Below are 7814 nucleotides of genomic sequence, written 5' to 3'. Positions count from 1 at the left end.
GTGCTCACCGAGCACCGGGGGCCTCCGTCGTCGTGCCGGGACTCCCCCGTGGCCGGTGCGCGGTACACCCTGGCCCCACAGCACCCCCTCGCCCGACCTACGGTGTCAGGGTGTCCTCACCTTGCTTCCCGGCCCGCGTCGTCACGGCGACGCGCATCACGCCGCACATGGTCCGTGTCCACCTCGAGGCCGTCGGCGACTGGAGGTGGACGACCGACGGGCAGGGCGACGAACGCATCGACCTCGCCTTCCCGTTCCCCGGCGAGACCGTCGCCGAGATCGCCTTCTTCAACCAGGACGACTACGGGGTCGTGCCCGTCGAGGGCACCGAGCCCCCGTGGCGTCACTACACGGCCCGCCGCGTGCACGACGCGGGCCGGACGATCGTGGTCGACCTCGCGGTGCACGACGGCGGCCTCGCGTCCGACTGGGCCGTGCGCGCCGAGCCGGGCCACGTGCTGGGCGTCTTCGCGGGCGGAGACTCGCGCAGCTACTACGACGCCCCCGACGACGCCGAGTGGCGTCTGCTCGTCGCCGACCCCACGGGCCTGCCGGGTCTGGGGCGCATCGTCGAGGAGCTCCCGGCCGGGGCCGTCGCGCACGCGGTCGTCGAGGTCCCCACGCTCGAGGACCGCCAGCAGCTCGAGACCCGGGGCGACGTGACCTACACCTGGCTCGTCACGGCCGAGGGCGCCCGCACGGGCGCCGCGCTCGTCGAGGCCGTGCGCGGCCTGTCCGTCCGGACGACGCCGGGCTACGCATGGGTCGCGTGCGAGAGCGCCGCGAGCCGTGACGTCCGCCGCACCCTGCGCACCGCGTGGGGCATGCCGCGCGACCGGCACCAGGTCGTCGGGTACTGGACCGCGGGAGCCGTCAACGTGCGCGCGGACCGCGACGACGAGGACGCGCAGCCGCACGAGCACGACCACGAGCACGACCACGCCGAGCCCGCGCACCAGCACTAGGCCCCGCCGGGGCGCCAAAGTGGCGGCCCGGCGCCCGGCACGTCTCCCAGGCCGTCCGTGCCGCGCGTACCCGCGGCCAGACCCGGGCCGACGGCCCCGTCCGCCGACGCGACGTCCTCCGTGAGGTGCGCGACGCCGTCGGCCACCTCGACCGGGACGACCGCCGGACGCAGGTGCGGCGCGAGCCACCTCGCCGCGACCTGGACGACGGGGCCGACGCCCAGCGCATAGAGGACCGTCGCCCACCCGAGTGTCCCGCCCAGCGCGAACCCGATCGCGACCACGAGGACCTCGATCGCGGTCTTGACGCGCCGCACGGGCCAGCCCGTGCGGGCGACCAGGCCCGTCATGAGGCCGTCCCGCGGACCGGGACCGAGCCGCGCGCCGAGGTAGGCGGCGGTCGCGACGCCGTTGAGCACCACGCCCGCGACCGCGAGCGTCACCCGGCCGGCCGTCGTGGGGTCGGGGTCGATGCGCTCGAGCAGCAGCAGGAACGGGTCGAGGGTCGCGCCGATCACGACGATGTTGGCGATCGTGCCGATCCCGGGGCGCTGGCGCAGCGGGATCCACAGCAGCATGACCACGACGCTCGCGGCCACGACGACCACCCCGAGCGGGAGCCCCGTGCGCAGAGCGACCCCCTGGTGGAAGACGTCCCACGGCATGGCGCCCATGCCCGAGTGGAGGAGCATGGCCATGGTCAGCGAGAAGCCGAAGAGCCCGAGCACGAGCTGGAGGGTGCGGCGGAAGGGGCTGAAGCCCTGGGTGATCGACACTCCCCCACTGTGCGGCATCAATGGACTGGTAATCCATAGCCAATTCGGCGAGAGTGGCCCCATGTCCACCTCGCTCGCCGCGCCCGCTCCCACGCTCCCTCCGGTGCACCGCCGGCTCTCTGCACCAGCGCTCGGCGCGCTCATCACGGGGTGGCAGACCGAGGGGCCCGCGTACGTCGCGCTCGCCGACGCGGTGCGTGGCGCGGTCCTGTCCGGCACGGTCGCCCCGCACACGCGCCTGCCGAGCGAGCGCGACCTCGCCGGGGCGCTGGGCGTGTCCCGGACCACCACGGCCGCGGCCTACGCGGCGCTGCGCGAGCGCGGGTTCGTCACGAGCCGCACGGGCGTCGGGACGGTCGCGGTCCTGCCGCGCCCCACGCGCCGCTCCCAGCCCCGGTGGTGCGGCGGTGACGCCCCGGTCCCCGTGGGCGTCGAGCCACCCGACGACCTGGTGGACCTGGGCCAGGCCGCCCCCGCCGCCCCGCCCCAGCTCCACGCGGCCTACGGGCGCGCGCTCGAGGCCCTGCCCGACTACCTGTCGGGCCGCGGGTACGAGCCGCTCGGCCTCCAGCCGCTGCGCGAGGCGATCGCGCACCGCCTCTCCGAACGCAGCACCCCCACGACCCCCGACCAGGTCCTCGTCACCACGGGCGCCCAGCACGCGATCTCGACGATCGCGCAGTCGGTCCTCGGCCCGCGCGACCGGGTCGTGGTCCAGTCCCCCACGTACGCGCACGGCATCGAGGCCATGGTCGGGCGCGGGGCACGCGTCGTCGGGTTCCCCGTGGGAGCAGGGCTGCCGGGCGACGGCCCGGGCTTCGACGTCGCGCTCTTCGAGTCGACGGTCCGCGCGGCCACCCCGCGGCTCGCCTACCTGATCCCCGACTTCCACAACCCCACGGGGTACAGCCTCACGCCCGACGAGCGTGCCGAGGTCCGCCGCATCGCGCTGCGCCACCGCGTGACCGTGATCGGCGACGGGACGCTCTCGGACATCGCGCTCGACGGCCCCGCGCCCGAGCCGCTCGCGGGCGACGGGTCAGCCACGAGCCACCTGCTCACGGTGGGGTCGGCGTCCAAGACCTTCTGGGGCGGGCTGCGCGTGGGGTGGGTCAGGGCGCACCCCGACGTCGTCGCGCACCTCGCCCGGACCCGTGCGGCGAGCGACATCGCGACCTCGGTCCTCGAGCAGCTCGCGGTGACCGAGCTGCTCGCCCGTCGCGAGGAGGTCCTCGCGGAGCGGCTTCCCCTGCTGCGCTCGCAGCGGGACCTGCTGCGCTCGGCCGTCACGGCCGCGGTGCCGTCGTGGCGCGTGGCGTCGCCCGCGGGCGGGTTGTCGCTGTGGATCGACCTGGGGCGTCCTCTCGCGCACGCCCTGACCGCGGCGGCGGCCGTGCGCGGCGTGGTGATCAACCCGGGGCCGTCCCTCACGCCCGACGGCGGAGCGACCTCGCGCGTCCGGCTCACCTTCGCGCCGGACGCCGAGGCGATCGGGCGGGCCGTGCCCCGGTTGGCGGCCGCGTGGGAGCACGTCGCGGGGTAGGTCGTCGTGGGGTAGGTCGTCGTGGGCGTGGGACGGGTCGGTCTGGTCTCGGTGCCGAGCATGCGGTTGCCGTCGCGAATCGCCTCCTGCCCGACGACAACCGCATGCTCGACCAGCGGCAACCGCATGCTCGGCGCGACAGACACAGGTTCGGGCACCGCCTCGTGCGTGGCCGTTAGGGTGACCCGATGCCCGCCGACGTGTCCTTCCGCGCCCCGACCGACCGGGACCGCGGGTCCGCCGACTACCTCGGGCTCCTCGCGTCGGCCAGCGGCCGCACCGGTTCGGCGTTGCAGAGTCTCGCGGTCGACGTGCGGGGCGGCCTGACGACGATCGTCGCGTTCGTCGACGGGCGGCTGGTGGGTCTCGCGTCGTACGAGGCGGGAACCACGGGCACGGTCCTGCGCCACCTCGCGGTCGAGCACGGCCACCGCGGGGCCGGGCTCGGGCGCCGGCTCGTGACGTCGGTCCGTGAGGCCGTGCAGGGGGCGCCGTTGCTCGCCGAGACGGACGACGACGCCGTCGCGTTCTACCGTCGGACTGGCTTCGCCGTCACGGCCTTGCCGCGCGACCCGCGCCGGCCCCACGTCCAGCGGTACCGCTGCGTCCTCGCCGCGGACGCCCGCTGAGCCGCGGCGACGCCCCGTGCCGGGCCGGCGGGGGCCGGTCGGAGTCCAGCAGCACCTCGGACGACAGGCTCACGCCGTGCGCAGCTCCACGGTGGCCGTCGCCTGGGCGCCGTCGTTCAGCAGGCGGGCCGCTGCCGCTCCCTGTGCCGCGAGGTCACGCCAGCTCTCGCCGAGCCACTGCTCGGCGTCGAACTGGTTGGTGAACGCCGGGCTCACGGGCGTCGTGAGAGCGCGCCCGTCCGCGTCGTCGAGCTCCCACACCCACTGGGGTCGGATCATCGTGCGCCTCCACCTCGAACCCCCTGGGCCGCGTCGCGCACCAGGGACCGGTTGATGCTCGCGGCCCAGAACGGGCCGTTGTAGATCATGCCGGTGTAACCCTGCACGAGGTCGGCGCCCGCCGCCAGGTAGGCGCGTGCGTCGTCGGCCGTCGAGATGCCCCCCACGCCGATGATCGTGACGTCCGGGCCGAGCCGACCGCGGAGGCGAGCGACGACGTCGAGCCCGCGCTCGAGCAGCGGAGGGCCAGAGAGCCCGCCCGGACCCAGGTCGTGCCCGATCGTCGTGTTGACCGCCACGACGCCGTCGAGCCCCAGCTCGAGCGCGAGGTCGGCGACCGCGTCGACGTCCTCGTCCGCGAGGTCCGGGGCGATCTTGACGAGCAGCGGGATGCGGCGTGCCCCGGCGGCGCGCGTCGAGTCGTCGGCTGCCTCGCGGACCGCCTGGAGGATGGGCCGCAGCGCCTCGGTCGACTGCAGGTCGCGCAGGCCCGGGGTGTTGGGCGAGGACACGTTGACGACCAGGTAGTCGGCGTGGGGCGCGAGGAGCGCGGCGCTCGTCGCGTAGTCGCCCGCAGCGTCCTCTGCCGGGGTGACCTTGGTCTTGCCGATGTTCGCGCCGATCATGACGGCTCGCCCGGACGCCGAGCGCCGCAGGGCCTCGAGACGCTGGGCCGCGGCCGCCGCACCCTCGTTGTTGAAGCCCATGCGGTTGCGGATGCCGCGCAGCGACAGCTCGCGCCACATGCGCGGCTTCTCGTTGCCGGGTTGGGCGTGCGCCGTCACGGTCCCGATCTCGATGAACGCGAAGCCCAGCATGGTCAGGCCGCGGATCGCCTTGGCGTTCTTGTCGAAGCCGCCCGCGAGACCGAACGGCGCCGGGAACGAGCGGCCGAGCGCCTGGACGCTGCCGGGGCCGTTCGCGCCACGGCCCAGGTACGGGGCCGCGGCGCCCTGGATGACCCCGCCCACGACGGGCGTGCGTCCCGCGAGGGAGATGACCGGGAACACCACCTCGTGCGCCTTCTCGGGGTCCATGTGCTTGAAGACGCCGTTGAAGAGGAGGGAGTACAGCCGGCTCATGCGGGATCCTTCGGTTCGGTGATGGAGGTCTGGGGCGGGCGCGTGCGCCACAGCCAGGTGAGGCCTACGACCGGCAGGACCAGCGGCACGAACCCGTACCCGATCCCGAAGTCGGACCAGACCGTGGGCTCGGGGAACGCCGCCGGGTCCAGCAGGGACCACGCGCCGACGGCGAGCACGCCCACGAGCTCGACGCTCACCGCGGTCCAGGCGACGGTCCGCGAGGTGCGCGACCCGCGCGCGAGCGCGACCGTCGCGACGATGTAGACCACGGCCGCGAGCGCCGAGAGGACGTAGGCGACGGGGGCCTCGTGCCAGTCGCGCAGGAGCTGGACGGACGCGCGCGCGGTCGCCGCGACGGCGAAGATCCCGTAGACGAGCACCAGGACGCGGCCGAAGCCGCTTCCCGTGGTGCGCGGCGTGTCCGGGGTGCGGGCGGTCTGGGGAGCCCCCTCGCCCGACGACGTCGCCGGGGTCGCGGGGTCGGGTGCGGTCTCAGGGGTCTCGGGGTGGGTCACGCCATCTCTCCTCAGGCGGTCCAGATCTGCCACAGCCGCCACTCGAGGAACGCGACCGTGATCGCGGCGACCGCGAGCACGACCGAGCTCCAGCGCGTGCGTTCGGCGAACGCCCAGACGGCGGCGACGGGCAGGATGAACAGGGCGGTGATCAGGTATCCCCAGAGCTTCACGGGGTCGGACGCCGAGCTCCCGGTCGCCGCGAGCACTCCGGCGACGATCATCTGCACGACGATCACGCCCTCGATGACGGCACCGCCCCACAGCTGCTTGAGGATCACGGCACGGTCGCGGGCGACGAACCACCCTGCCCAACCGGTGAGTGCCGCGCACAGCGCGACGGCGAGGAGGACGAGGGGGAGGACCACGACGCCGAGCCTACCGGCGCGGGGCCCACGGGCAGGAATCGTCCGACCGGCCCGCGCCGTGCGCGGGGGCGTGCCCGTCCCGCCGGTGGCCCGGCGGCCGGCAGCGGCTAGCATCGAGGCGTGGCTGAACTCACTCTCTCCAGCAAGAACCCGACCGGCGTGAAGGTCGACGCGCTCGTCGTCGGGACCCAGACGACGTCAGACGGCGTGGCCGTCGTGGGGGACGACCTCCCCCGCGACGTGGTCGCCGAGCTCGAGGCCCTCGCTCCGGCGCTGGGCATCACGGGCGCGCGCGACGAGGTCCGCACGGTGCCCGCGGGTGCCCACCTCAAGGCGGGCGTGCTCGTCCTGACGGGTCTCGGTGCCCGGGACGCCTCGGGCTCGTTCCCGGCCGAGACGCTGCGCCGCGCAGCCGGCGCGGCAGTCCGCGAGCTGACGGGGGCGTCGTCCGTCGCGGTCGCGCTCCCTGCCGCCGACGAGGCCGAGGTCGCGGCGATCGCCGAGGGTGCGCTCCTCGGGGCGTACTCCTTCACGCGCTACCGCGAGACCGCGGCCGGGGGCAAGGCAGCGGGGCCCGTCGCGACGATCGAGGTCCTCACCTCGCTCGCCCGCGGGGCCAAGGCCAAGGCTGCGGTCGAGCGGGCCGCGACGATCGCCGCGGCGGTCCACGCGACACGCGACCTGGTCAACACGGCCCCGAACGACCTGTTCCCCGCAGCCTTCGCCGACATCGCCAAGGCAGCGGCCAAGGGCACGGGCGTCAAGGTGACCGTGCTCGACGAGAAGGCCCTCGCGGCGGGCGGCTACGGCGGCATCCTCGCCGTCGGGCAGGGCTCCTCGCGCGGCCCCCGACTGGTGAAGGTCTCCTACTCCCCCTCGCGCCCGCACGCCAAGGTCGCGCTCGTGGGCAAGGGCATCACGTTCGACTCGGGCGGCATCTCGATCAAGCCTGCCAAGGGCATGGAGGCCATGAAGTCGGACATGGCCGGCGCGGCCGCCGTCCTGCACACCGTGCTCGCGGCCTCGAGGCTCGGGCTGCCGGTCGCGGTGACCGGGTGGCTCTGCCTCGCGGAGAACATGCCGTCGGGCACGGCCCAGCGCCCCTCGGACGTCATCACGATCCGCGGCGGCAAGACCGTCGAGGTCCTCAACACCGACGCCGAGGGGCGCCTGGTGATGGCCGACGGCCTGGTCGCCGCGATCGAGGAGAACCCGGACGTCGTGCTCGACGTCGCGACGCTCACCGGGGCACAGATGGTCGCGCTGGGCACCCGGGTCTCGGCCGTCATGGGCACCGAGTCCGTCCGCAGCGAGGTCGTCACCGCGGCCGAGGCCGCGGGCGAGCAGTTCTGGCCCATGCCGCTGCCCGAGGAGCTCGCCGCCTCCATGAAGTCGAAGGTCGCGGACATCGCGAACATCGGCGACCGGTTCGGCGGCATGCTCGTGGCAGGCCTCTTCCTCCAGGAGTTCGTCGGTTCCACGCCGTGGGCGCACCTGGACATCGCTGGCCCCTCGTTCAACGAGGGCTCGGCGTTCGGCTACACGCCGGTCGGCGGCACGGGCGTCGCGGTGCGCACCTTGGTCGAGCTGCTCGAGGCCCGCGCGACGAAGTAGGTCCTCCTGACGCAGCACAGGGCGGGCGCGACCTCGAGGT

Annotated in this window: 9 protein-coding genes; 4 read left to right on the top strand and 5 right to left on the bottom strand. The window is 74.6% G+C overall.

Features of this window, described 5'->3' with window-relative positions:
* Positions 1–110: 110 nt before the first annotated feature.
* Positions 111–965 carry a siderophore-interacting protein gene (locus ACFWFR_RS15195; protein WP_377623512.1) on the top strand — a complete coding sequence of 285 codons (855 nt, stop codon included), beginning with the start codon at positions 111–113 and terminating at the stop codon, positions 963–965.
* Here ACFWFR_RS15195 and ACFWFR_RS15190 read toward each other — a convergent pair.
* Positions 962–1741, bottom strand: a complete 780-nt coding sequence (locus ACFWFR_RS15190) for a YitT family protein (RefSeq protein ID WP_377623511.1) — start codon at positions 1739–1741, stop codon at positions 962–964. The two genes, ACFWFR_RS15195 and ACFWFR_RS15190, sit on opposite strands and share 4 nt — an antisense overlap.
* 61 nt (positions 1742–1802) lie before the next feature.
* On the opposite strand from ACFWFR_RS15190, the gene ACFWFR_RS15185 reads away from it, so the two are divergent.
* Together ACFWFR_RS15185 and ACFWFR_RS15180 are read left to right on the top strand one after the other, a co-directional pair.
* The gene (locus tag ACFWFR_RS15185) at positions 1803–3284 is read left to right on the top strand and encodes a PLP-dependent aminotransferase family protein (RefSeq protein WP_377623510.1); all 1482 of its coding nucleotides are present in this window, start codon (positions 1803–1805) and stop codon (positions 3282–3284) included.
* Positions 3285–3472: 188 nt separating this feature from the next.
* Positions 3473–3913: a GNAT family N-acetyltransferase gene (locus ACFWFR_RS15180; RefSeq protein WP_377623509.1), complete on the top strand. Its 441-nt coding sequence runs from the start codon at positions 3473–3475 to the stop codon at positions 3911–3913.
* A 69-nt stretch (positions 3914–3982) separates the two neighbouring features.
* On the opposite strand, the gene ACFWFR_RS15175 is transcribed toward ACFWFR_RS15180, so the two are convergent.
* From ACFWFR_RS15175 to ACFWFR_RS15160, 4 genes are read right to left on the bottom strand one after another with little or no spacing between them, the layout of a single operon-like run.
* Entirely contained in the window at positions 3983–4192 is a 210-nt protein-coding gene (locus ACFWFR_RS15175; protein WP_056651218.1) for a hypothetical protein, read from the bottom strand.
* Positions 4189–5274, bottom strand: coding sequence for a quinone-dependent dihydroorotate dehydrogenase (locus tag ACFWFR_RS15170; protein ID WP_377623508.1), 1086 nt, complete (start codon positions 5272–5274; stop codon positions 4189–4191). The genes ACFWFR_RS15175 and ACFWFR_RS15170 overlap by 4 nt, the downstream gene beginning before the upstream one ends.
* Positions 5271–5792: a hypothetical protein gene (locus ACFWFR_RS15165; protein ID WP_377616327.1), complete on the bottom strand. Its 522-nt coding sequence runs from the start codon at positions 5790–5792 to the stop codon at positions 5271–5273. The genes ACFWFR_RS15170 and ACFWFR_RS15165 overlap by 4 nt, the downstream gene beginning before the upstream one ends.
* Before the next feature lie 11 nt (positions 5793–5803).
* On the bottom strand, positions 5804–6160 hold the full coding sequence (locus tag ACFWFR_RS15160) for a hypothetical protein (protein ID WP_191805857.1): 357 nt from the start codon (positions 6158–6160) through the stop codon (positions 5804–5806).
* A gap of 120 nt (positions 6161–6280) precedes the next feature.
* Between ACFWFR_RS15160 and ACFWFR_RS15155 the strand changes: the two genes are divergently transcribed.
* Positions 6281–7774: a leucyl aminopeptidase gene (locus tag ACFWFR_RS15155; RefSeq protein ID WP_377623507.1), complete on the top strand. Its 1494-nt coding sequence runs from the start codon at positions 6281–6283 to the stop codon at positions 7772–7774.
* Positions 7775–7814: the final 40 nt, after the last annotated feature.

The sequence above is a fragment of the Oerskovia sp. NPDC060287 genome (assembly GCF_042726775.1).
In the GTDB taxonomy this organism is placed as follows: Bacteria; Actinomycetota; Actinomycetes; order Actinomycetales; family Cellulomonadaceae; genus Oerskovia; species Oerskovia merdavium.
The sequence above is the reverse complement of the archived record's forward strand: the minus strand, read 5'-3'. Positions and strand labels throughout refer to the sequence as shown.

Excerpts from the sequence above, each read along its gene's own strand:
- ACFWFR_RS15175 (WP_056651218.1), bottom strand. The coding sequence starts at position 4,192 with ATGATCCGACCCCAGTGGGTGTGGGAGCTCGACGACGCGGACGGGCGC.
- ACFWFR_RS15170 (WP_377623508.1), bottom strand. The coding sequence starts at position 5,274 with ATGAGCCGGCTGTACTCCCTCCTCTTCAACGGCGTCTTCAAGCACATG.
- ACFWFR_RS15180 (WP_377623509.1), top strand. The coding sequence starts at position 3,473 with ATGCCCGCCGACGTGTCCTTCCGCGCCCCGACCGACCGGGACCGCGGG.
- ACFWFR_RS15185 (WP_377623510.1), top strand. The coding sequence starts at position 1,803 with ATGTCCACCTCGCTCGCCGCGCCCGCTCCCACGCTCCCTCCGGTGCAC.